This is a genomic window from Vibrio campbellii CAIM 519 = NBRC 15631 = ATCC 25920, from assembly GCF_002163755.1.
Lineage (GTDB): Bacteria > Pseudomonadota > Gammaproteobacteria > Enterobacterales > Vibrionaceae > Vibrio > Vibrio campbellii.
Genome location: NZ_CP015863.1, coordinates 1,110,465 through 1,133,972 on the forward strand (window position 1 = coordinate 1,110,465; position 23,508 = coordinate 1,133,972).

Consider the following 23,508-nt stretch of genomic DNA (forward strand, 5'->3'; position numbering starts at 1 on the left):
TTGCAGTGGCTCGGTAGCTTTCATACTTGAGTTACATCGCCTTTCATTTCGAACGTTAACTGTTCTCCATTCGATGTTCTGCGACATGCCAACTGAAAGATAAGTACTTATCTTATCTTACGTTTTTGCCAGCTTCTGACCACTGAGTAACGCCATAATCCACGTATACCAAAATAGCCGATGATGGCTGATACCACGCCACAGATTGCGCAGCCTAGTAGGAACGGAGGCCCAATGGTGTTCATTTGCTGCATGATGAAATCCCACGACAACTCAAAGTGGAACGGTTGTGGTGGTACATGCATGACCAATGCGCCAAGTTTGTATGCGAAGTAGAACAGCACTGGCATGGTGATTGGGTTACTGATCCAGACAAGGGCAACAGATAGAGGCAAGTTAACACCGAGCATGATGGCGAGACCTGCCGCCATGATCATCTGGCTCGGAAGCGGAACAAACGCCATAAACAAACCAACAGCAAAAGCACCTGATGCAGAGCGACGATTTAAACACCACAAGTTTGGGTTGTATAAAACGTTGCCGAAGACCTTCAGTGCTTTTTGGCGTTTGATCATTTCATGATCTGGCATGAAGCGTTTTATCAGCTTTCTAGGCATAGGACGACATGACTCTCTTAGAAAAAAGTTTGACCTTGGCGTTATTTGTAGCGAGCGTTATATCGTCTGCGTGGTGGCCGGCGATGCCTGATTGGCGATGGTTGCTGCTGGGAATAATTGCCACTGGCTCGATTATCAAATTACGTCGTGGCTTATTGAGCATAGGCGTAATTTGGGGCTTTATGGTTGTCATTATCCACGGCAATGTTATGGAGCATCAAAGACAAGCCCTGTTTCGAGCAGGGGTGAATATTACCATAAATGGCAAAGTTGACAGCCCTTTTACGCAAATAAGTCACGGATATGAAGGAATTGCGCAGATCAATCAGGTGAATTCTCAAAACCTGTTACCTTTTCTTAAACCGAAAATCCGATTGATAACCGCTTTCCCACTGCCCGTTAACACTGAGTTCACTACTCAGGTGACGATCAAACCGATTCTGGGTTTGAAGAATGAGGCGGGGTTTGATGCGGAAAAGCAAGCGATAGGTAAGGGTATTGTCGCTAGAGCTGTCACACCTGATGACGCGAAATGGTTGATTCGTACACACTCTTCATTTCGACAGCAAATCATTACGGCCGTTGATACTCATATTGCTGAACTTAACCATTTCCCTTTAATCAGTGCATTAGCGTTTAGCGACCGCTCCCTGCTTGCTAAACAGGATTGGCAGTCTCTGCGAGATAGCGGGCTGCTGCATTTGGTCTCGATCTCTGGTTTGCATATTGGAATGGCGTTTGCTTTTGGCATGAGTTTGGGATTTGTCATACGGCTTATAATCCCAAAATTCGTTCACTTTCCTTCCGTTGTCGGTTTATTGGCAGCGCTCGTTTATGCGTGGTTGGCCGATTTTTCTTTACCTACAACCCGTGCTTTTTCGGTTTGTGTCATTTATCTCGTACTTAAAGCGGCTTTGGTTCATTGGAGCCCTTGGCGAGTGTTACTGCTCGCTGTCTCGATACAGCTTTTCATCGAGCCTTTTGCTTCATTCACGATGAGTTTCTGGTTGTCTTATCTGTCCGTGGTTGCCGTGCTTTTAGCCGTGAATGTGGTTCAACGGCGACGCGGCAATTGGCAAACGAAGCTGAGTTCACTACTAAAAATACAGTTAGTACTTACTTTGCTTATCGTGCCAATCAGCGGTGCGTTTTTCTCTGGAACAAGTTTGGTATCCATCGCTTATAACCTAGTTTTCATTCCTTGGTTTGGTTTTTTGGTCGTCCCTTTGATGTTCCTAGCGCTGATTGTAACCCCAATTTCTTTTCAGTTGGCTGGTATGCTTTGGCAACTGGTGGATTGGGTGTTGTTGCCACTGACATGGTCATTACAGTTTGCGGTCGGGAGTTGGCATTTTGTAAGTTTGCCTTTGACCTTAACGATACTCGCAGTTGCCACCTGTGGATTATTGAGACGTTTTTTGAATCGGGGCTCGTTCGTTACGTTAGTAATTCTAGTAAAGGGTGTCGCCCTATTTTATGAGCGTACAACGAGTTCTTGGAGAGTGGACGTGTTAGATGTAGGACACGGCCTTGCGGTATTAATTGAGAAGCATGGAAAGGTGACGCTTTACGACACAGGCAAAGCTTGGAACTCAGGGAGCATAGCGCAACAAGTTCTCTCTCCTGTATTACATCGCAGAGGTTTTGGCACCATTGATATGTTCATTATCAGTCATGCTGATTCGGATCATGCAGGAGGTAGGCAGTATATAGAGCAGCACTTTTCGCCAGCGCAGAAATTCAGCAGTCAAAACTACGCTAACTACCAATCTTGTATTGCGGGTGAACGCTGGTATTGGCAGGCGCTTTATTTTGAAGTCTTATGGCCACCTAAGCAGGTAAACCGTGCTTATAATCCTCATTCGTGTGTTGTTCGAGTTGTGGATAAGGAATCGGGTTTTAAATTGCTTTTGACTGGCGATATTGAAGCCGTCAGTGAGTGGATACTTATGCGTGAACCCAACAAGCTAGAGAGTGATGTTATGCTTGTTCCTCATCATGGTAGCAAGAGCTCTTCGAATCCAAAATTTGTTCAAACTGTCTCTCCAACCTTGGCGATAGCCTCGTTAGCAAAAAGTAATCAATGGGGCATGCCTGCTGAAAATGTTTTATCGGCTTATCAGGCAGCAAGTGCCCACTGGCTGGATACGGGAAATCATGGGCAGGTATCGGTGTTTATTAAGCGAGACAATTGGTACTTTGAAGCTAAACGTAGTGAGACATTTGAGCCTTGGTATAGGCAGATGCTGCGTAAGGGAGTAGAATAAGAGTCTTAATGTAAGAAAATAAAGCACTTCTATGTCGATAAATACTGATGAAACGACCTGGCAGACGTTTAAGCGTCTATGGCAATTTATTCGCCTTTATAAGTCAGGCATTATCGTTGCCGTCATTGCATTAGTGATTAATGCACTTTCAGATACCTATATGATTTCTTTGCTAAAACCACTTCTTGATGAAGGTTTTGGTAATGCGGAATCGGATTTTCTACGCACGCTTCCATTGATTGTTTTCGCCATGATGTTCATTCGTGGTGTGAGCGGATTTGTCTCCACTTATTGCTTGAGCTGGGTATCCGGCAACGTGGTGATGCAAATTCGTCGCATGGTGTTTAATCACTTTATGCACATGCCTGTGTCTTACTTTGACAAAGAAAAAACAGGCAATCTACTCTCTCGAATTACTTATGACTCTGAACAAGTTTCAGCGGCTACTAGTTCTGCGCTAGTGAGCATTGTGCGTGAAGGTGCGAGCATCATCGGTCTTCTTGTGCTGATGTTCTACAACAGCTGGCAGCTTTCTCTAGTACTATTTGCTGTTGCACCAGTTGTGGCTTGGGGCATTGGTATCGTTTCTAAGCGATTCCGTAAGATTTCTAAGAACATGCAAACCATGATGGGCCATGTGACGGCGTCTGCTGAGCAAATGTTAAAAGGTCACAAAGTCGTACTAAGCTACGGTGGTCAAGATATCGAAGGCAAGCGCTTCGAAAAAGTCAGCAACCAAATGCGTCAACAAAGCATGAAGTTGGTGACAGCTCAAGCTGCAGCAAACCCAATCATTCAAATGATCGCGTCTATTGCGATTGTTGTAGTTCTGTACCTAGCAAGTATCGACTCAATCAAAGAACAGTTAACGCCGGGTACATTTACCGTTGTGTTCTCAGCAATGTTTGGTTTGATGCGTCCGCTTAAAGCGCTGACAAACGTAACCTCTCAGTTCCAACGTGGTATGGCAGCGAGCCAAACCTTGTTTGCCCTGGTAGACCTAGAGCCAGAGAAGAACGAAGGTAAGTTCACTGTAGATCGCGCAAATGGCGACGTTGCAGTAAAAGAAGTCAGCTTTACCTACGAAGGTGCAGAGAAACCGGCACTTGAGAACGTGAGCTTTGATATTCCAAAAGGCAAGACGGTTGCTCTTGTTGGTCGTTCAGGTTCGGGTAAGAGTACCATCGCGAACTTATTCAACCGTTTTTACGACGTCAGCGGTGGTTCAATTACACTTGATGGCCATGATATTCGTGACTACGAGCTTAAGAACCTGCGCGAGCAGTTTGCATTGGTATCGCAAAACGTACATTTGTTTAATGACACGATTGCAAACAACATTGCTTACGCGACAGAAGATCAATACACACGTGAAGACATCGAACGTGCCGCTAAACTTGCTCACGTCACTGAGTTCGTCAGCAAGATGGAAGACGGCCTTGATACGATGATTGGTGAGAATGGTGCGAGTCTATCTGGCGGTCAACGTCAACGTGTCGCTATTGCTCGTGCACTTCTTCGTGATGCCCCTGTTTTGGTTCTTGATGAAGCGACATCAGCTCTGGATACGGAATCTGAACGTGCTATTCAATCGGCGCTGGATGAACTGCAAAAAGACAAGACGGTATTGGTGATTGCACACCGACTGTCGACTATCGAGAATGCAGATGAAATTCTAGTGGTAGATGAAGGCTCTATCGTTGAACGTGGTAACCACGCTGAGCTGATTGCCAAGAAAGATGGCGCATACGCTCAACTTCATCGAATCCAGTTTGGTGCCTAAGAACTGTGGTTGAAAAAATCTGGTTCGAAAACCATCCTCTCAAATATCTGCTGTGGCCGCTTTTGTGGCCACTGAGTTTGTTGTTTGGTGCGATCAGTAAATCTAAGCGTCAACAATATCAATCAGGTAAAAAACAAGCTTACAAAGCGCCAGTGCCTGTAGTTGTGGTGGGTAACATTACGGCTGGAGGCAATGGTAAAACACCAGTTGTTGTTTGGCTGGTGGAGCAATTACAGCAGCTTGGTTACAAACCAGGCGTTGTGTCTCGTGGCTATGGGGCGAAAGCGCCGCAGTATCCGCTTGTTTTGGATGACAATACACTAGCGAAACACTGTGGTGACGAGCCGAAGCTGATTTATCGTCGTACTGGTGCGCTTGTCGCTGTAGACCCGGTTCGAGCCAATGCGGTGAAAGCATTGCTTGCAACTGGCGTTGATATCATTATTACTGACGATGGCCTCCAGCATTACGCTCTAGAGCGAGATATCGAGTTCGTTATCGTTGATGGTAATCGCCGCTTTGGCAATGAAAGCCTTATTCCACTTGGTCCTCTTCGTGAAGGGGTAGAGCGTCTTTCTGAAGTCGATTTTATCATCACTAATGGTGGTCAAGCTCAGTATGGCGAAATGCCAATGTCTTTAACGCCATCAAAGGCGATCAACCTGAAGACCAAGCAACAGGTCGAGGTCAGTGAATTACGAGATCTCGTTGCGTTTGCCGGGATTGGGCATCCACCACGATTTTTTAATACACTTAACGCAATGAATGCGGATATCAAAGTGACGAAAGGCTTTGCCGATCATCAAGACTTTGATCAGCAAGAATTACAAGCATTGGCTCAACAAGGAGCGAATGTGATTATGACAGAAAAGGATGCCGTCAAATGCGACAGTTATGCGCAAGACAATTGGTGGTATCTACCAGTTTCTGCTCAGTTTGAATCAAACGACGCAGAGCGAATTTTAAATCGAATAAAAGAGGTTAAAGCGACTTATGGATCACCGTCTGCTTGAGATTGTAGCTTGCCCTGTGTGCAAAGGTAAGCTGACGTACGATAAAGATAATCAAGAGTTGATCTGCAAACTGGATCGCCTTGCTTACCCAATCAAAGAGGGTATTCCTGTTCTGCTTGAGCCAGAAGCACGAACCATGAGCATGGACGAGGGACGCTAATGTCTTTTACGGTTGTCATTCCTGCACGTTACGCGTCAAGCCGCTTACCAGGCAAGCCGTTGGCAGACATTGGTGGTAAACCAATGATCCAATGGGTATATGAACAAGCCTTACAAGCGGGCGCAGAAGACGTGATTATCGCAACTGACGATGAGCGCGTATCGGCGGCGGCAGAACAGTTTGGTGGCAAGGTTTGTATGACCTCGCCAAACCACGAATCTGGCACTGAGCGACTAGCGGAAGTGGTAGAAAAAATGGCTATCCCTGTAGACCACATTGTGGTTAACGTTCAGGGTGATGAACCATTGATTCCGCCATCGATTATTCGCCAAGTGGCTGACAACCTAGCAGGCTGCGATGCACCAATAGCAACGCTTGCGGTTGAGATTGAATCGGAAGAGGAAGTCTTCAACCCGAATGCGGTGAAGGTGGTTGCGGACGAGCGTGGTTATGCCATGTACTTTAGTCGTGCAACGATTCCTTGGGATCGTGATAACTTTGCCAAGCAAGACAAAACCATCGCGAATCCATTGATGCGTCACATCGGCATCTACGCTTACCGTGCTGGCTTCATCAATACTTATGTGAATTGGCAGCCAAGCGCACTTGAGCAAATCGAGTGTCTAGAGCAACTTCGAGTACTTTGGTACGGTGAAAAGATTCATGTGGAAGTGGCAAAAGAAGCGCCAGCAGCAGGTGTGGATACACCAGAAGATTTAGAAGCAGTACGAGCCATTGTCGCTAAGCAAGCACAATAAGCTTGGTATTGATTTCCAAATTAGAAAGGCTCCTCACTGAGGAGCCTTTTTGTATCTAGAATAGATTAGAAACTGTATCAGTTAGATATTGGTGTCGTACTGATTACGTTTCGGACAGGTTGAGAGGATCTCTCTGTGCCCGGTGTCTTTCACTTCTTCTAAAATCACATCGAAGCCCCACAAGCGATACACATGCTTAAGTACCTCTTCATAACTGTTATCCAAAGGAATGCGGTTATGAGGGACGTATTGAAGTGTTAACGAGCGGTCACCGCGGACATCCACGTTAAACACCTGAATATTTGGCTCTAAGTTCGCCAAGTTATATTGCGCAGCCAGCGTTTCGCGAATGCGTCGGTACCCCATCTCATCATGAATGGCGGCAACTTCGATGAAGTTTTTGCGATCATCGTCATTGATGGCAAACAATTTGAAATCACGCATGAGTTTCGGTGACAAGTATTGGCTGATAAAGCTCTCGTCTTTGAAGTTATGCATGGCAAAGTGAACCGCGTCTAGCCAGTCGGTGCCTGCCAGCTCAGGGAACCACTCTTTATCCTCGTCTGTTGGTTCTTCACAGATACGTTTGATATCACGGAACATCGCGAATCCAAGCGCATAAGGGTTGATACCACTAAAGTAAGGACTGTTATACGGTGGCTGTGCAACCACACTAGTGTGACTGTGTAGAAACTCGAGAATGAATTTCTCAGACACTAAACCTTCATCGTAAAGGTGATTAAGGATTGTGTAGTGCCAGAAGGTTGCCCAGCCTTCATTCATGACCTGAGTTTGTTTTTGAGGATAGAAGTATTGGCTCACCTTGCGCACGATACGTACAATCTCGCGCTGCCATGGCTCAAGTAGTGGTGCGTGTTTTTCAAAGAAGTAGAGCAGGTTCTCCTGTGGCTCGCTCGGGAAGCGAACTTTGATGTCTTCTTCTTTGGTTTTCGATTGTGGGACGGTTCGCCATAGTTCGTTCACTTGCGATTGCAGATAAGCTTCACGCTCTTCCTGACGAGCTTTCTCTTCATTGATGGAAATCTTCTCAGGGCGCTTGTAACGGTCTACACCGAAGTTCATTAGGGCATGGCAAGAGTCGAGTAGTTGTTCGACTTCGTGCACACCGTAGCGCTCCTCACATTCTGCAATGTAGTTCTTCGCGAACAGAAGATAATCAATGATCGAGCTGGCATCAGTCCAAGTTTGGAACAGATAGTTACCTTTGAAGAACGAATTGTGCCCATAACACGCGTGAGCAATAACCAGAGCTTGCATGGTGATGGTGTTCTCTTCCATCAGGTAAGCGATACATGGGTTAGAGTTGATCACGATTTCGTAAGCCAACCCCATTTGGCCGTGCTTATAGTTCTGCTCCGTTTGGATGAACTTTTTACCAAATGACCAGTGGTTGTAGTTGATGGGCATACCGATGCTTGAGTACGCGTCCATCATTTGCTCTGATGTGATGACCTCGATTTGGTTAGGATAGGTGTCGAGACGATAATGCTCCGCCACACGCTTGATTTCTTTGTGGTAACGCTCCAGCAGTTCAAACGTCCAATCTGGACCATCTGGCAGCATCTTTTCTCTGCGTTTCTTCGAGGCTTCCCCCGAAAGGTTTGTCGTTGCGGTATTCATCGCTAGCCTCCTTACGCATTTTCTTTTTGGAATAGTTCACGGAAGACTGGGAAGATATCCTCCACAGAGCGGATGTTTTTCATGGCGAAGTTTGGAAAGGCTTCGGAAAGCTTTTCATACTCATGCCACAGCGTTTGATGGGAACGTCTAGTGATCTCGATGTATGAATAGTACTGACAATTTGGCAGTAACTTATTGACGAGTAGGTCACGACAGCGAGGTGAATCGTCTGCCCAGTTATCACCATCGGATGCTTGAGCCGCGTAGATGTTCCACTGGCCAACAGGGTAGCGGTCTTGAACGATCTCATTCATCAGTTTGAGTGCGCTCGAAACAATCGTGCCACCCGTTTCTTGCGAATAGAAGAACTCGTGCTCATCGACTTCTTTCGCTTGTGTATGGTGACGAATGAAGACCACTTCAACGTTTTCGTAGGTACGCGTCAAGAACAGATAAAGCAGTACATAGAAGCGTTTTGCAATGTCTTTGGTTGCTTGGTCCATAGAACCAGACACATCCATTAGACAGAACATGACCGCTTGGCTCGATGGCACTGGGCGCTTCTCATAGTTCTTGAAACGTAAGTCGAAGGTATCGATAAAGGGTACGCTTTCGATTTTCTTGCGCAGATCCTTAATTTCCTTCTTCAGACGATTTTCTTCAAGCTGCTGAGCGGGCTCGATGTTTTTGATGCGAGTAAGCTCATCTTCCAGTTCATTAAGAAGACGCTTCTTACCCGCCGTCATTGCCGTGCGTCGCGCTAGAGATTGTTGTAGCGAGCGAACAACGGCAATGTTGGATGGAATACCCGCAGTTTGATAACCCGCGCGGTGGGTTTTCCACTCTGTGATTTTGGCAATTTGGTTTTTCTCAAGATTTGGTAACTCTAAATCTTCAAACAAGATATCGAGGTACTCGTCTTTTGAAATTTGGAAAACGAACTCGTCTTGGCCTTCACCGTCAGGGCTGGCATTGCCTTCACCAGCACCGCCGCCTTGGCCACCACCTTTCGGGCGTTCGATTTTGTCACCAGTGATAAATTGGTCGTTACCAGGATGCACGCGGTCTCGCACGCCCCCTTTACCCTGATGAAACATAGGTTCGTTAATATCTTTGTGCGGTATTGCGACGTCTTCGCCCGTTTCCGTGTTCGTGATCGAGCGTCGATTCACTGCGTCAGCTACCGACTCTTTAATCTGCTCTTTATGGCGCTTCAAGAAGCGCTGTCGATTAACAGCGCTCTTGTTCTTGCCATTGAGCCTTCGGTCTATAAATTGCGCCATGAAATAGCCCTCTTCATGTTTCACAAGCGACCTAACTCAAACTGGTTAGGATGACTTACGTACTCGTAGGTACCACTCAGAAAGTAGGCGAACCTGTTTCTCGGTATAGCCTTTTTCCATCATGCGAGCGACAAAGTCGTCGTGTTTCTTCTGATCTTCAGAAGAGGTTTTCGCATTGAAAGAGATAACCGGAAGCAGTTCTTCGGTATTGGAGAACATTTTCTTCTCGATTACCGTGCGCAGTTTTTCGTAGCTGGTCCAAACTGGGTTTTGACCATTGTTATTGGCTTTCGCACGAAGCACAAAGTTGACGATTTCGTTTCGGAAATCTTTCGGGTTAGAGATGCCCGCTGTTTTCTCGATTTTCTCTAGTTCAGCATTTAGAGAAGCACGGTCGAACAGTTGACCTGTTTCTGGATCGCGATATTCTTGGTCTTGGATCCAGAAGTCTGCATAGGTGACATAACGGTCGAAGATATTCTGGCCGTACTCAGAGTAAGACTCTAGGTACGCAGTTTGAACTTCTTTACCAATGAACTCGACATAACGAGGCACTAGATAGCCTTTCAAGAATTCAAGATACTTCTCTGCCATCTCGGAAGGAAACTGTTCGCGTTCTACTTGCTGTTCAATCACGTAGAACAAGTGCACTGGGTTTGCAGCCACTTCTGTTTGGTCGAAGTTGAATACGCGAGACAAGATCTTGAATGCGAAACGGGTTGATAGGCCATTCATGCCTTCATCAACGCCAGCGTAATCTCGGTACTCTTGGTAGCTCTTCGCTTTAGGATCGGTGTCTTTCAGTGTTTCACCGTCATACACGCGCATCTTCGAGAAAATGGACGAGTTTTCAGGCTCTTTAAGTCGCGAAAGAATACTGAATTGAGCCAGCGTTTCGAGTGTGCTTGGTGAGCAAGGTGCTTTAGATAGCTCACTGTTTTCAAGCAGTTTCTGGTAGATCTTCACTTCTTCCGACACTCGTAGACAGTAAGGTACTTTCACGATGTATACACGGTCCAAGAACGCCTCGTTGTTCTTGTTATTACGGAAGGTTTGCCACTCAGATTCATTTGAGTGCGCCAGAATCATACCGTCGAATGGAATCGCTGATAGACCCTCTGTCCCGTTGAAGTTGCCTTCCTGAGTTGCAGTCAAGAGTGGGTGTAGCACCTTGATTGGCGCTTTGAACATCTCAACGAATTCCATTAAGCCTTGGTTCGCTTTACATAGCGCGCCAGAGTAGCTGTAGGCATCTGGGTCATCTTGTGAGTAATGCTCTAACTGACGAATATCGACCTTACCAACTAGGGACGAAATGTCTTGGTTGTTTTCATCACCTGGTTCGGTTTTCGCAATAGCCACTTGGTCAAGGATAGAAGGGCGAACTTTCAGTACTTTAAATTTGGTGATGTCACCGCCAAATTCATGAAGGCGTTTTGCCGCCCATGGTGACATGATAGAACGTAGGTAACGATGCTCGATGCCATACTCTTTCTTGAGAATCTCACCATCTTCTGTTGGATTGAACAAACAGAATGGGTGATCGTTAACTGGGCTTCGTTCGCCGTTTGCGCTAAGCACATAAACGGGCATTTTTTCCATTAGGGCTTTTAGCTTTTCGGCAAGTGATGACTTACCACCACCAACAGGGCCGAGTAGGTATAGGATTTGTTTGCGTTCTTCCAAACCTTGTGCGGCATGCTTGAGGTAAGAAACAATCTGCTCGATTGCGTCTTCCATGCCATAGAAATCTTTGAAGGTTTCGTAACGCGAAATGACACGGTTTGAGAATATACGGCTCAGTCTTGGATCTTGAGCAGTATCAATGACTTCTGGCTCTCCGATAGCCATAAGTAGGCGTTCTGCAGCGTTAGCGTAGGCGCTTTTGTCGTCTTTACACAGGGCTAAGAAATCCTGTAACGACATCTCTTCATCTTTTGCAGCTTCATATCTTGATTGATAGTGGTCGAAAATACTCATGTCGCTTTCCCCTTTAACTAGTCAGTCTACCGACGAACGTTGACGCAGGCTTACCCAACCTTGAAATGCCCTTCGTTGTATGAAGTTATACGTCCTGTTATCACGTTTGGTTTGTACTGAAGGCAAGCTAGACAAGACCAAAGACTTTGCTTTGTGGACACTTTTTCACTGCAACGAAGAACGATGGATAAGTTCCTTTCAATCACTCCCTTTCTCAATTTAAGCCTAGTCGGGGATTTCCAATTTTGCTTAACAATTATGAATTTATTGTAAAAGTGACATTTGAATCACTGTTTAGAGAATTAACAATTTGAGCTGTGAATAGGAGCGATAGAAATTAGATATGTGGCTTTGAATCACTGAGATTAGTGATTTGTGTGCAAGTTACAGAGAATGAAAGACTTAAGCGTGCTTTACGAATGAGGTTGAATTGTGACAGGGGAAAAGAAAAAGGAGAGCCTTTGCTCTCCTTTTCAGATACTTGTTGGATTATGCACTAAAGATTTGTGCCAGTTCGTTCGCACACAAGTGGTATTGACGAGGGCAGTTGCGCCAAGTTTTTAGCATGCGACGGTATTTGTCTAGCATTGGCATTTGGCTATTGAAGTGATGGTCCGCTTTATCGAATTGAGGGTAAAGACCTTCCGAATCCACTAGGAAGCGTACGTAATGCACTTGCTGTGCTTCCGTTGCGATATCAAAGCCAAGGAACTGCAGACGACGTTGGTCCACTTTGCCGCGCTCTTCATCATCCAGCATTTTGTTTGATTCTTGCATTGCATGGTACATCTCCATAATGTCGATGATTTCACGACATTCAGTTTCAGTGATGCAGCCAAAATCTTTGTTCAACTCGCGCATTTGCAGCTCGTAACCACGTTCTACAATGGTTTGTAGACGCTTGTATTTTGCCGCATTGCTAGGGTCAAGTTGAGACATTAGGTTGTACTGGTTTGATAGGATCAAACGTTGAGCGTTTGACATTTCCATGATGACCTCACTAAATAATCTAATACATTTTTAATGTGCTTAGGTTAACGTTTCGGACGAAGGTGAAACATGATCTCAACACATATTTAATATGAAAAATGGCAAGAATTATTGAATTTAGCCAGTTTAAAAACGCTGTGTTAACGGGCGATGACAGCTTATTTATGGTAATGGTTGTATATATAATCTCGGTCTGAGAAGACTCGTAGCCATTCTGGTTTGAAAACCGTCAACACAGCCAGTGACATTCCGTTTAGGAGCCCTTCAGGGAAGGCAAGCAATGGAACAAAAACAAAGTAGTTGTGTTGGATGGTTTGCCAGTCGTAATGACCGATAGAGAGGTGGTAAAAAGAGTTAACGAGTAAATGGAGGCTACCAGTGAGCGCACCATTGAAGAATCCCGCTACAAAAATGAAAACGAAGATATTGCGCGGCAGATACTGATAACTTAGCAAAAAAATCAGATAGCTGATCAGAATTGGAATCAGAGCAGAAAGCACCAATGCGCTTGGTAACATTAACAGTGGTACGCCGTGAATCAAGTGATTGACGAGCATGGCAGGGATACAGAGAAGAAATGCCATTCGCCAACCGTACATCATGGTTAGTGTAGTCAACGCAAGAAAGTGAATTTGTAACCCTTCTTTCACACCGGCCTGGGCAGACCACAGAATGCTTAGTAAGAAGAGTGTTGCGAAGACCAAATGTTGGAATGGCTTTTCTTGCTCCATTTTAGGCCAAACCACTTTTCTCCAATCGGGAAGGCAATAAACGACCGCGACCCAGCAAACAATGATGACCGAAACGAAATTAAACCAATCCATGTGTTATCCCAACGCTATTCCTGTAAGCTTTACTTACTACTTAGTATTCCTAATACGTCTAGTATGAGTTGGATAGGGCACAAGGCCGATCAGTTTGTACGACTAGTTTGTACAACACATACACCAACGTATAGGTAAAAAAATACCAGCAAGCTGCTGGTATTTTTAATCTATTCAATAACCTAATTCGCTTAGTATTTCACATTTGAGTTGTATTGGGAAAGAATTGACTGGATTTCATCCATTGTTTCTTTTGATGGTGGGTTGACGCCATCAAGCGGATATTCAACACCAAGCGCTTCCCATTTGTGCGCACCAAGTTTGTGGTATGGCAGAAGCTCTACCTTTTCGATGTTGTCCATATCTTTGATGAACTCACCCAGCATGTGCGCTGCTTCTGGCTCGTCAGTGTAGCCAGGGACTACAACATAACGAATCCAAGTCTTTTGACCAATCTTATGTAGGTAACGAGCAAAGTCTAAAACACGACGGTTAGAGACACCGATGAACTCTTGGTGGATCTCGTCTTTCATGTGTTTAAGGTCAAGCATAACAAGGTCTGTCGCATCCAATACTTCGTCGATGACATCAGTGTGTTTACGGATGTAACCGTTAGTATCTAGGCAGGTATGAATGCCTTCAGCTTGAGCAGCGCGGAAGAAGTCACGTACAAATTCCGGCTGAAGCATTGCTTCGCCACCAGAACACGTAATGCCACCACCTGATGCATTCATGAAGTGACGGTAGGTTTTTGCTTCTGCAATAATCTCTTCAACCGTCACTTCTTTGCCATCATGCGTGTCCCATGTATCGCGGTTATGGCAATACTTACAGCGCATTAAGCAACCTTGCAAGAAGACGATAAAACGAATACCAGGTCCGTCTACGGTACCACATGACTCAAACGAGTGAATACGACCAGTTGTTGACATCTTTTGCTCTCATTTTTAATAAATTCTGACTGTTATTTTATTACAAATTGTAGGGTTAAAACAGTCTAACAGGACTTTCGTTGGCGAGATAATGAGCAAAGAAAACGGCGAATGAAAACTCACACGCCGTATAAAGGTTTTTCTTTAGAAGAATGCGAATAAAGAGAGGGAACCAGTACCGTAAACTTCGGTTTGAGCTTCTTTATAGTCTGGTGTTTTGACGGTAAAGGTTAAACTCGCGCCGTAGTTTTGGTTGTACCAAGTGGCACCTGCGACGGCACTCGCTTGCCAGTTTTGTAGCGTAACATCGTATTGATCTGATGGCTCAGGAATACCAGAGCGATCGCCTTCGATGGTGATGTCATTAAAGCGGTAACGACCTTCGAATCCGGTAAACAAGAACCAACTAGAGGTGCTTTTAGCCAGCATACTTGCGTGGAATGGGCTTTCAACACTGATGTTTGCCGCACCGATGCTGTTTGCTAGGTTTGTACCCCAACGGAACATCACACCTTGTGAAAAATCACTACGGAAGTTACCCGCATTAATGTCGTTTACATTGGTGATTTCCCACTGTGTGCTTTCACCTTCGCTGCGCATCAACTTATTGAATGCGCGGTAACCTACGCTGAATGCGATTTCATCATCAATCTGGTATTCCCAACCTTGCGGGTCGGTTGAGCCAGTAATACCGTGCACGATTTCCTGTGCTTTCTCTGACAACGAGCTTTCACCTGTTGCACCGATAGTGAAGTTATAGCGAACGGCTTTATCTGCAGTCAGTGAGATATAGTTGATTTCGGTATGAAGGTAGCCTGCGTAAGGGCGATCGTTAACAAGCGGGTAGTCGGCTTCAATGTCACTTGGTGTGTACATCTTGTGACCAAGTACGATTTCAATCTTGTCTACGTTACTTTGGCTGTTGTCATTAAGTGTGAACCAATTCCACTCTGCGTCTTCACGCAGTTTTTCTGTCGCGTAAGAAAGGAAAATACCGTTGGTGTAATCTTGGTCGACGCCGAAGATACCATCGTTATCTAAAGTGAAAGAGACTGTGGACTTGGTGGATGCAATAGCTGCTGGAGACAGCAGAGCAAGGACGATTAATTTACTAAGTTTCATATATTATGTTTGCAAGCTTTTTGCGCATCATACGGAAGATCACAGACAAAATCTTTCGTAATGTCACAACTTTAGTTCAAGAAACAAAAAAAGGCCGATGCTTTACAGCATCGGCCTTTATTCTATCAATCAGGGTGTTAATTCAGCTGATCTTATAGAGACTCGGTGAATGTACGTGCGATTACGTCAGCTTGTTGCTCTGCAGTTAGAGAGTTGAAGCGTACAGCGTAACCAGATACACGGATTGTTAGCTGAGGGTATTTCTCTGGGTGCTTAACAGCGTCTTCTAGAGTTTCGCGGTTAAGTACGTTCACGTTAAGGTGTTGACCGCCTTCAATGCCAGACTCGTGGTGGAAGTAACCATCCATTAGACCAGCTAGGTTAGCGCGTTGTGAACCTTCATCTTTACCTAGAGCGTTAGGTACGATAGAGAACGTGTAAGAGATACCATCTTTAGCGTGAGCAAACGGTAGTTTACCTACAGACGTTAGAGACGCTACAGCACCTTTTTCGTCACGGCCGTGCATTGGGTTAGCACCTGGTGCGAAAGGAGCACCTGCGCGACGACCGTCAGGCGTGTTACCAGTCTTCTTACCGTATACCACGTTTGAAGTGATAGTTAGGATAGACTGAGTAGGGATTGCGTCACGGTAAGTCTTAAGCTGACGAATCTTGTTCATGAATACTTCAACAAGTTCACAAGCGATGTCATCTACGCGAGCATCGTTGTTACCGAATTTAGGGTAGTCGCCTTCGATTTCGAAGTCGATTGCTACGCCATCTTCGTCACGAACTGGTTTAACTTGCGCGTATTTGATTGCAGATAGTGAGTCAGCTGCAACAGATAGACCAGCGATACCACAAGCCATAGTACGACGAACGTCACGGTCATGTAGCGCCATTAGTGCAGCTTCGTAGCTGTACTTGTCGTGCATGAAGTGGATGCTATTTAGTGCAGTCACGTACTGCTTAGCTAGCCAATCCATGAAGTGGTCTAGTTTGCCCCATACATCGTCGAAGTCTAGAACTTCGTCAGTGATCTTAGGCATTTGAGGACCAACTTGGATCTTCAGTTTCTCATCCACACCGCCGTTGATAACGTATAGAAGAGTCTTAGCTAGGTTAGCGCGAGCGCCGAAAAACTGCATGTGTTTACCAACGATCATTGGAGATACACAACATGCGATTGCGTAGTCATCAGACTCGAAGTCTGGACGCATTAGGTCATCGTTCTCGTACTGGATTGATGAAGTATCGATAGATACTTTCGCACAGAACTTCTTGAAGCCTTCAGGTAGTTGCTCAGACCAAAGAACAGTGATGTTTGGCTCTGGAGAAGGACCCATTGTGTATAGAGAGTTTAGGAAACGGAAGTTTGAACGCGTAACTAGCGTACGACCGTCAAGACCCATACCACCCATAGACTCTGTTGCCCAGATTGGGTCGCCAGAGAATAGGTCATCGTACTCAGGAGTACGTAGGAAACGAACCATACGTAGTTTCATTACGAAGTGGTCGATCATTTCCTGTGCGTCAACTTCAGTGATCTTACCTTCAGCGATATCACGCTCGATGTAGATATCTAGGAAAGTAGAAGTACGACCTAGAGACATAGCTGCGCCGTTTTGAGATTTAACAGCTGCTAGGTAACCGAAGTAAGTCCATTGGATTGCTTCTTGTGCAGTTTCAGCTGGACGAGAGATGTCACAGCCGTATTTCTCAGCCATAACTTTCATTTGGCCAAGTGCACGGTGCTGCTCAGCGATCTCTTCGCGAAGCTGCATAGTCATTTGTAGATCTTCACCGTTCTCAAAACGCTCTTGTAGAGACTTGAATTGAGCTAGCTTGTCTTTCATTAGACGGTCGATACCGTATAGAGCAACACGACGGTAGTCACCGATGATACGACCACGGCCGTAAGCATCTGGAAGACCAGTTAGAACGCCTGATTTACGACATGCTAGGATATCTGGAGTGTAGATATCGAATACGCCAGCGTTGTGCGTTTTGCGGTACTCTGTGAAGATTTTCTTAACTTGTGGATCAAGCTCGCGATCGTAAGCTTTGCAAGAACCCTCAACCATACGGATACCACCGTTAGGGATGATTGCACGCTTAAGAGGAGCTTCAGTTTGTAGACCAACGATAGTTTCTAGGTCTTTTTCGATGTAGCCTGCATCGTGAGCAGTGATGGTAGAGATAACTGAAGTATCGAAATCAACAGGAGCGTGAGTCGCGTTCTCTTGTTTGATACCTTCCATTACCTTAGCCCAAAGCTTGTTAGTCGCTTCAGTACCTTCAGAAACTAGGAAAGATTCGTCGCCTTCGTACGGAGTGTAGTTCTTCTGAATGAAATCACGAACGTTTACTTCGTTTTGCCAGTCGCCTGCAGCAAAACCTTCCCAAGCTTTAGCAAATTGCTCTGCCATGACATACCTACCTTTGTAGTAGAAAAAAATACGTACTGGTTCGCCGTTGAGCCAGCTATCTCCACTGTTAGATGGAGAACAGTACACTCTTAATGAATAACAATATGTATAGTCTTAAATAAGAAAATGTGAGTCATAAAACTATAAATCTTGTCACTGCTAACAATGTGGTTTTTTCCCAACCACAATTCAAGGCTAAACTAAAAAAATTCTGTAAACCTTAAACTAAATCAATAAATACTAAAAAAACTCGATAAAAATTGGGTAGCGACGAGCGCTACCCACACAATTTTTGAACGAATGTCATTATAGCCAAGCTTTAATGCCGTATTGTCCCTCTAGCATACCTACTGCAAGCATAGCGACCAAACAGATAACAAGTACACCTACAGGGATCACAATCTTGTCTACAAATGACAGGCGGGCTGCACGCTCTTTATTACCAATTAGACCGTTGTTGTCTAGAAGCATCGTAAGTGCCCAAGCAAGAACTGGGTTAACAACTGCTGAACCAAAGATACAGATACCTGCTGCTTGAGAATCTTTTGAGTCTTTCACCATTTGCATACCTGCTTCAAGTAGAGGTAGAGATACACCTACAAGAAGAGCAACACGCATTACTGGTGGCCATACCGCGATATCCATTGGGAAACCAAGGATTGCGATGATCATTACTAGAAGACCAAGAAGGATAGCACCGCCAGGGATAGGGCGTTTCGCGATCGCTGCTGGGATCATGTAAGTACCCCAAGATGAAGTGATGTTACCACCACCTACTGCTGTACCTACCATTTGGCGGATAGAACACATTGTCATAGTGTCATCAACGTCCATCAGTACTTTTTCAGTCTTTTTAGGGTAGTTCAGTTCTTGGAAGATACGGTGACCTAGGAAGTCAGGAGACCACATCGCTACAGCAAGGATTGCAAACGGTAGTGATGCGATGAAGTGTTCCATATTAGGAAGACCTAGCATCCAACCTTCTTCAGTGCTGCCCCACCAGTAAACTGGATTTAGGTTAGGAAGACCTGTTTCAGTAACGAATTTAATGTCGAAACCTGCGCCTAGTACTAAAGCGATTGCAAGGCCAGTGAAAGCACACACTGGGATTGCTAGCCAACGCTTGTTTACTTTTGCAAGGAATGCGTAGAGCGCGATAGTCACTGCTAGGACGATCAGACCAACATAACCCATGCTGCCCGCTTCAACATTAGAAGATTGTAGACCAACCGCCCATTCTTGAATCGAAGTGATTTGGCTCATGGTACCCGTTAAGCCCAGGAAAATAAGCAAGCCGCCGGCTGTACCTTCTGAGGTGAGGTTTACTAGCTTGGAGCCGCCTTTCAAGGCACTAAGTAGAAGACCAAATACACCGATTAGAATTGCCAATGCAAGAGGGTGAGCACCAGCAAGAGCGATGGTACCAATAAGAGGGATCATTGGACCGTGGTTACCTGCAAGGTTGGCTTTAGGGTTAATAAAACCAGAAGCAAGTACACAGAAAAGGAGTGCAGGGATAAGCATTTCTACACGTGCAACTTCGATTGCAAAATCTTTGCCTAAGTTTACGTGGTCCCATGCTGCAGTAAGACCTTCAGCCCAAGACATCATTACCGCAGAGTACATCGCGATAATACCGATAGTACCAGCAAGTGCTGGAATAAGGTCTTCAAGCTCAAAGCGGAAGTCACGACCTGGCAAGTTTAAGCCAAAACGACGTGGCTTCATGATTTGTAGTTCGTGGTCTAGGTAGTCTGAACGGCTTGCGAACTCAGATGATGGACGGTGAAGCTCGCGGTAGCTTTTAGTCTCAATATCCGAATCAGAGTGCGCTTTATTCACTGCGTCTGACATAGATTCCTCATATATTTAAAAGTTATGAATTCTAAATTGTGTGTTTTCCGCCTCCTGCGGCACTTCCTATGCTAGCTATTATTAGATTTTGTCACACGAATACTACGTGCCTAAGCATAGCTAATAACTCGTTGTGTTGAGGCACAAAAAATTCCTCATCATTGACGCGGAGTCTAACAAGATAGCCCTTTGGGGTGATTGATTTAGATCACTTTAAGAATAGATGTGAAAGAAAACTACAGAAAGTGTCTGGCATGCGAACAAGCTGGTGATTTAGTGTGTAATTAGATTACACAAGTTGCATAAAATTAGACTTTGTTTTGCAGAAATAATGCTCAATTGAACGTATTGATGCCATTCATAGGTGGAACAAAAAGCTGGCTTCATTCTTGCTTAATACCGAGCAGAGACGATTTTTTGGCTAATCATTGCCGCTCAGTTTAGGAAGAAGACATGAAACAGCTTAAAGTACTGCCGCTAGTGGCAATTATTTCGGGATTAATGGTCGGTTGCGGTGGCGGCGGTGGTGGCGGTGGTGGCACAGCCCCTCGTACGACTTTTACATTTGACTTTGCGATTCCGGCAATGATGTCTGAAAGCGACGCTAAAGCAAAAAGCTGTACCGTTTATGACCGAGATACGGATTCAAATGGTGATGCAATCGTCTTGACTTACAGCCAGGCATCAAAAGCTCAAGTAACGAATAACGTGATTGGTTATTACTCTGATGCTAATGGCAAGATGGTTGGAGAAATCATTAAACCGACAAGTGATAACTTTAAATTTGTTCTGCAAGATATTCCGGAAGGTGGTTACATCACCATTCAAGCTCTTGAATTCAACGGGAGAGAAGTTCGTGTAAATTCTTTCTCTCGTGAGTTTTTGGAAGACAAAGAGTTACGCAGCGCTACTTTTGCATTGAACCGAGAGTCACTGAATACATGCTTTACGGGTGGTAACGTATCGGATAAAACGTTCAAAAACCTTTCATACCGTAACGCGGTATCTGGTGGGGGCGATTATCATTTCGTATCACAAAAAGACGTTTTAGTATCTCCAAATAGCGATATGACTTCAGACGAAGAATTGTTAGGTTTCAATGGGGAGCCTACCGCATTATTCCAATATGAGTCTGGCTCTGATAACAAGTCGCTATATCAATATGGTATTGGCTCTTGGGGCTCCGGTGATATTGATCTAGTTACGACGGACGTTGTTTCTAGTATTTATTCATCATCTGGCTATAAATACGACTCTTTGAACATTGGCTTTGTGGCAAATGATTATTTATACAATGCTTTGGAATTAGGTAATTCTGCAAACGAATACCGTCGACCTAGTGAAGCCAACAAAGAAGAGTGGGTTTACTTAGCCGTTTCTGAGAATGCGACAAATGGTTGGGATTCATTACTAACTGGCACTATTGATTCTAGCTGGGATATTGATGCTGACCCAAGTATGTTTCTAAATATCAAAGACTTGTCAAATGCCAAACCTAGTGTGGTATCTCAGAGCGGACGAGAGTCGGTAATTGATATCAACATGGGGCTTACTAACTCTACAGAAGGTTTTGTTCGCACGGCCTATTTTGCTGCTTCAGGAGATTACAAAGTAACTCATCGTATTTTTACTAAGAGCAATAGTGACTATGTGGTAGTACCTGAGCTGGACTACTACAACTTCCCATCTTTAGCGGTAAGCGGCTTGAAGGTCTCGGAAACAGATAATTTTAACCGTGCAGCTATCATTCTCGATGACAACAGTGATATTGACTCAAAAATGTTCATGAGCTTCTTCTCTAACGGTGAAGCTTCCGAACCTGAATTAGAAGCCGATCTTGATGGCATTTTAACGTCAGAAAAAGACGGGATGGCAAGTGAAGTAACACTTCGCACTTCTAACTCTCTTGTTGTAACGCGTTTTAACTAGCATTAGCAAAGCAAGATTTAATTAACACTTTTGTATCTTAACTAGCCCCTCTACTGAGGGGCTTTTTTATGTCAGTTATTCAACATTTAAAGAATATTTAGCTAAATATTGCATATTAATTTGATTGTTGTATCTATCTATTCGAGTTATTTAGGTTAATAATTTGTTGCAACTTGCAGTTGGTGGTGATAGTTTGTTCCAATTCAAAGAGGGCGGAGTCCCTTATTGCAGTGACTAAAACACAGGGAGTAAGGCGCAATGAATGATGTACCAGCGCTAGATATAAAAGACCTGCACAAAACATTTGGACAGAATGAAGTCCTTAAAGGCATTTCACTTGCCGCTCATAAAGGGGATGTTATCTCCATCATTGGTTCTTCCGGTTCCGGTAAGAGTACTTTCCTAAGATGTATTAACCTTCTTGAAACGCCTACTGCTGGTGAGATTTGGGTAAACGGTGAGCTTATCCAGATGAAAAATAACCGAGCAGGAGAGTCCGTTCCAGCCAATGAGAAACAAGTTCAACGTATTCGTTCACGCTTAGCCATGGTGTTTCAGGGCTTTAACCTTTGGTCACACTTAACGGTTCTAGAAAATGTGATTGAAGCGCCGGTGCATGTACTTGGCGTACCTAAAGCGCAAGCGATAGAAAATGCAGAGCTGCTTCTGAAAAAAGTAGGGCTGTACGAACGAAAAGACTACTACCCAGGACACCTTTCAGGTGGTCAGCAGCAGCGGGCGGCTATTGCTCGTGCTCTTGCTGTCGATCCAGAAGTGATGCTGTTCGATGAGCCAACCTCTGCACTCGATCCTGAGTTGGTTGGTGAGGTGTTAGGAGTAATGCGAGATTTGGCAGATGAAGGGCGAACGATGTTGGTCGTTACCCATGAAATGGCATTTGCGCGTGACGTATCTAACCATGTGATGTTTCTACATCAAGGCTTAGTGGAAGAACAGGGAGATCCAGCTAAGCTATTTACAAACCCAGATTCAGAACGTTTACAGCAATTTATCTCATCTATCTACTAATATTTCTTGGGTGGCAGTCTTTTGCCACCTATTAAGCACAATAATCAAAACCAAATAAAAGCAATCACAGGAGTATGGAAATGAAAAAGTGGTTATTAGCAGCAACGCTTGCTGCAACAGCAGTGTCTGGTGTCGCCCAAGCGAAAGAATGGAAAACCGTTCGCTTTGGTATTGAAGGCGCTTACCCTCCGTTTAGCTGGACAGAAACGGATGGCTCTTTAAAAGGCTTCGACGTGGATATGGCGAACGCACTTTGTGAAGAGATGAAAGTGAAGTGTCAGATCGTTGCTCAAGACTGGGATGGTATTATTCCTTCTCTACTTGCTCGTAAATACGATGCAATTATTGCTGCAATGTCGATCACTGAAGAGCGTAAGAAGAAAGTTGACTTCACAGGGAAATACGCACTGATTCCAAACAAATTCATCGCTAAGAAAGGCGCAAACCTAGACTTTGATAACCTTGACGGTCAAAAAATTGCCGTTCAACGTGCAACCACTCATGATAAGTACCTAACAGATAACTACGGCGATAAAGTTGAAATCGTACGTTACGGTTCATTTGATGAAGCCTACCTTGATCTTGCTAACGGTCGTGTCGCAGCAGTACTTGGTGATGCATCAGCACTTGAAGAAGGTGTATTAAACAAAGCGGGTGGTGAAGCGTACGAATTTGTTGGTCCTTCTCTAACGGATCCTAAATGGTTCGGTGACGGCTTTGGTATTGCCGTTCGTAAGCAAGACAAAGACCTAACTAAGAAGCTAGATGCGGCTATCTTGTCACTACGTGAAAAAGGTGTTTACCAAGAAATCGCAGGTAAATACTTCAACTACGATGTTTACGGCGAGTAAGCTGTAACTAAGCGACCGTTGGCTTGTTCCTAGAAGTAGCTAACGG

At 44.8% G+C, this 23,508-nt stretch carries 18 protein-coding genes; 8 read left to right on the top strand and 10 right to left on the bottom strand.

All coding sequences use genetic code 11. From position 1 onward, the window contains the following. Nucleotides 1-107: 107 nt before the first annotated feature. The gene (locus tag A8140_RS05345) at nucleotides 108-617 is read right to left on the bottom strand and encodes a DUF2062 domain-containing protein (protein ID WP_005531989.1); all 510 of its coding nucleotides are present in this window, start codon (nucleotides 615-617) and stop codon (nucleotides 108-110) included. A gap of 8 nt (nucleotides 618-625) precedes the next feature. Between A8140_RS05345 and A8140_RS05350 the strand changes: the two genes are divergently transcribed. From A8140_RS05350 to kdsB, 5 genes are read left to right on the top strand one after another with little or no spacing between them, the layout of a single operon-like run. Then, complete coding sequence (locus A8140_RS05350; RefSeq protein WP_005531988.1) at nucleotides 626-2,884, top strand: DNA internalization-related competence protein ComEC/Rec2; 2,259 nt, start codon at nucleotides 626-628, stop codon at nucleotides 2,882-2,884. Nucleotides 2,885-2,915: 31 nt separating this feature from the next. After that, nucleotides 2,916-4,667, top strand: coding sequence for a lipid A ABC transporter ATP-binding protein/permease MsbA (msbA, locus tag A8140_RS05355; protein ID WP_005531986.1), 1,752 nt, complete (start codon nucleotides 2,916-2,918; stop codon nucleotides 4,665-4,667). Between the two features lie 5 nt (nucleotides 4,668-4,672). Continuing rightward, nucleotides 4,673-5,680 carry a tetraacyldisaccharide 4'-kinase gene (gene lpxK / locus A8140_RS05360; RefSeq protein WP_005531984.1) on the top strand — a complete coding sequence of 336 codons (1,008 nt, stop codon included), beginning with the start codon at nucleotides 4,673-4,675 and terminating at the stop codon, nucleotides 5,678-5,680. Further along, nucleotides 5,661-5,840, top strand: a complete 180-nt coding sequence (locus A8140_RS05365) for a Trm112 family protein (protein WP_005378451.1) — start codon at nucleotides 5,661-5,663, stop codon at nucleotides 5,838-5,840. Before lpxK ends, A8140_RS05365 begins: the two co-directional genes overlap by 20 nt. Further along, nucleotides 5,840-6,598: a 3-deoxy-manno-octulosonate cytidylyltransferase gene (kdsB, locus tag A8140_RS05370; protein ID WP_005531982.1), complete on the top strand. Its 759-nt coding sequence runs from the start codon at nucleotides 5,840-5,842 to the stop codon at nucleotides 6,596-6,598. Before A8140_RS05365 ends, kdsB begins: the two co-directional genes overlap by 1 nt. 81 nt (nucleotides 6,599-6,679) lie before the next feature. On the opposite strand, the gene A8140_RS05375 is transcribed toward kdsB, so the two are convergent. The 9 genes from A8140_RS05375 to A8140_RS05415 form a co-directional block, all read right to left on the bottom strand. Then, entirely contained in the window at nucleotides 6,680-8,239 is a 1,560-nt protein-coding gene (locus A8140_RS05375; RefSeq protein ID WP_005531980.1) for a SpoVR family protein, read from the bottom strand. Nucleotides 8,240-8,250: 11 nt separating this feature from the next. Continuing rightward, entirely contained in the window at nucleotides 8,251-9,522 is a 1,272-nt protein-coding gene (locus A8140_RS05380) for a YeaH/YhbH family protein (RefSeq protein WP_005531977.1), read from the bottom strand. A gap of 45 nt (nucleotides 9,523-9,567) precedes the next feature. Next, the gene (locus A8140_RS05385) at nucleotides 9,568-11,502 is read right to left on the bottom strand and encodes a PrkA family serine protein kinase (RefSeq protein ID WP_005431706.1); all 1,935 of its coding nucleotides are present in this window, start codon (nucleotides 11,500-11,502) and stop codon (nucleotides 9,568-9,570) included. A gap of 489 nt (nucleotides 11,503-11,991) precedes the next feature. Further along, nucleotides 11,992-12,492 carry a YfbU family protein gene (locus tag A8140_RS05390; RefSeq protein WP_005534010.1) on the bottom strand — a complete coding sequence of 167 codons (501 nt, stop codon included), beginning with the start codon at nucleotides 12,490-12,492 and terminating at the stop codon, nucleotides 11,992-11,994. Between the two features lie 158 nt (nucleotides 12,493-12,650). Continuing rightward, nucleotides 12,651-13,316 (bottom strand): energy-coupling factor ABC transporter permease, encoded by a 666-nt coding sequence (locus A8140_RS05395; RefSeq protein WP_005534012.1) that lies wholly within the window; start codon nucleotides 13,314-13,316, stop codon nucleotides 12,651-12,653. Between the two features lie 191 nt (nucleotides 13,317-13,507). Then, on the bottom strand, nucleotides 13,508-14,248 hold the full coding sequence (pflA, locus tag A8140_RS05400; RefSeq protein ID WP_005534013.1) for a pyruvate formate lyase 1-activating protein: 741 nt from the start codon (nucleotides 14,246-14,248) through the stop codon (nucleotides 13,508-13,510). Between the two features lie 144 nt (nucleotides 14,249-14,392). Further along, nucleotides 14,393-15,370 carry a lipid A deacylase LpxR family protein gene (locus tag A8140_RS05405; protein ID WP_005534014.1) on the bottom strand — a complete coding sequence of 326 codons (978 nt, stop codon included), beginning with the start codon at nucleotides 15,368-15,370 and terminating at the stop codon, nucleotides 14,393-14,395. A gap of 152 nt (nucleotides 15,371-15,522) precedes the next feature. Beyond that, complete coding sequence (gene pflB / locus A8140_RS05410) at nucleotides 15,523-17,799, bottom strand: formate C-acetyltransferase (RefSeq protein ID WP_005534015.1); 2,277 nt, start codon at nucleotides 17,797-17,799, stop codon at nucleotides 15,523-15,525. Nucleotides 17,800-18,105: 306 nt separating this feature from the next. Next, nucleotides 18,106-19,653, bottom strand: coding sequence for a DUF3360 family protein (locus A8140_RS05415; protein ID WP_005534017.1), 1,548 nt, complete (start codon nucleotides 19,651-19,653; stop codon nucleotides 18,106-18,108). A gap of 453 nt (nucleotides 19,654-20,106) precedes the next feature. Between A8140_RS05415 and A8140_RS05420 the strand changes: the two genes are divergently transcribed. The 3 genes from A8140_RS05420 (at nucleotide 20,107) to A8140_RS05435 (ending at nucleotide 23,462) form a co-directional block, all read left to right on the top strand. Further along, nucleotides 20,107-21,582 carry a hypothetical protein gene (locus A8140_RS05420; RefSeq protein WP_005534018.1) on the top strand — a complete coding sequence of 492 codons (1,476 nt, stop codon included), beginning with the start codon at nucleotides 20,107-20,109 and terminating at the stop codon, nucleotides 21,580-21,582. Nucleotides 21,583-21,840: 258 nt separating this feature from the next. Beyond that, on the top strand, nucleotides 21,841-22,611 hold the full coding sequence (locus A8140_RS05430) for an ABC transporter ATP-binding protein (protein WP_005446708.1): 771 nt from the start codon (nucleotides 21,841-21,843) through the stop codon (nucleotides 22,609-22,611). An 80-nt stretch (nucleotides 22,612-22,691) separates the two neighbouring features. Further along, nucleotides 22,692-23,462, top strand: coding sequence for an ABC transporter substrate-binding protein (locus A8140_RS05435; protein ID WP_005430696.1), 771 nt, complete (start codon nucleotides 22,692-22,694; stop codon nucleotides 23,460-23,462). The last annotated feature ends 46 nt before the right edge of the window (nucleotides 23,463-23,508 follow it).

Excerpts from the sequence above, each read along its gene's own strand:
- A8140_RS05345 (WP_005531989.1), bottom strand. The coding sequence starts at position 617 with ATGCCTAGAAAGCTGATAAAACGCTTCATGCCAGATCATGAAATGATC.
- A8140_RS05350 (WP_005531988.1), top strand. The coding sequence starts at position 626 with ATGACTCTCTTAGAAAAAAGTTTGACCTTGGCGTTATTTGTAGCGAGC.
- msbA (WP_005531986.1), top strand. The coding sequence starts at position 2,916 with ATGTCGATAAATACTGATGAAACGACCTGGCAGACGTTTAAGCGTCTA.
- A8140_RS05365 (WP_005378451.1), top strand. The coding sequence starts at position 5,661 with ATGGATCACCGTCTGCTTGAGATTGTAGCTTGCCCTGTGTGCAAAGGT.
- kdsB (WP_005531982.1), top strand. The coding sequence starts at position 5,840 with ATGTCTTTTACGGTTGTCATTCCTGCACGTTACGCGTCAAGCCGCTTA.
- A8140_RS05375 (WP_005531980.1), bottom strand. The coding sequence starts at position 8,239 with ATGAATACCGCAACGACAAACCTTTCGGGGGAAGCCTCGAAGAAACGC.
- A8140_RS05380 (WP_005531977.1), bottom strand. The coding sequence starts at position 9,522 with ATGGCGCAATTTATAGACCGAAGGCTCAATGGCAAGAACAAGAGCGCT.
- A8140_RS05385 (WP_005431706.1), bottom strand. The coding sequence starts at position 11,502 with ATGAGTATTTTCGACCACTATCAATCAAGATATGAAGCTGCAAAAGAT.
- A8140_RS05390 (WP_005534010.1), bottom strand. The coding sequence starts at position 12,492 with ATGGAAATGTCAAACGCTCAACGTTTGATCCTATCAAACCAGTACAAC.
- A8140_RS05395 (WP_005534012.1), bottom strand. The coding sequence starts at position 13,316 with ATGGATTGGTTTAATTTCGTTTCGGTCATCATTGTTTGCTGGGTCGCG.
- pflA (WP_005534013.1), bottom strand. The coding sequence starts at position 14,248 with ATGTCAACAACTGGTCGTATTCACTCGTTTGAGTCATGTGGTACCGTA.
- A8140_RS05405 (WP_005534014.1), bottom strand. The coding sequence starts at position 15,370 with ATGAAACTTAGTAAATTAATCGTCCTTGCTCTGCTGTCTCCAGCAGCT.
- pflB (WP_005534015.1), bottom strand. The coding sequence starts at position 17,799 with ATGGCAGAGCAATTTGCTAAAGCTTGGGAAGGTTTTGCTGCAGGCGAC.
- A8140_RS05415 (WP_005534017.1), bottom strand. The coding sequence starts at position 19,653 with ATGTCAGACGCAGTGAATAAAGCGCACTCTGATTCGGATATTGAGACT.
- A8140_RS05420 (WP_005534018.1), top strand. The coding sequence starts at position 20,107 with ATGAAACAGCTTAAAGTACTGCCGCTAGTGGCAATTATTTCGGGATTA.
- A8140_RS05430 (WP_005446708.1), top strand. The coding sequence starts at position 21,841 with ATGAATGATGTACCAGCGCTAGATATAAAAGACCTGCACAAAACATTT.
- A8140_RS05435 (WP_005430696.1), top strand. The coding sequence starts at position 22,692 with ATGAAAAAGTGGTTATTAGCAGCAACGCTTGCTGCAACAGCAGTGTCT.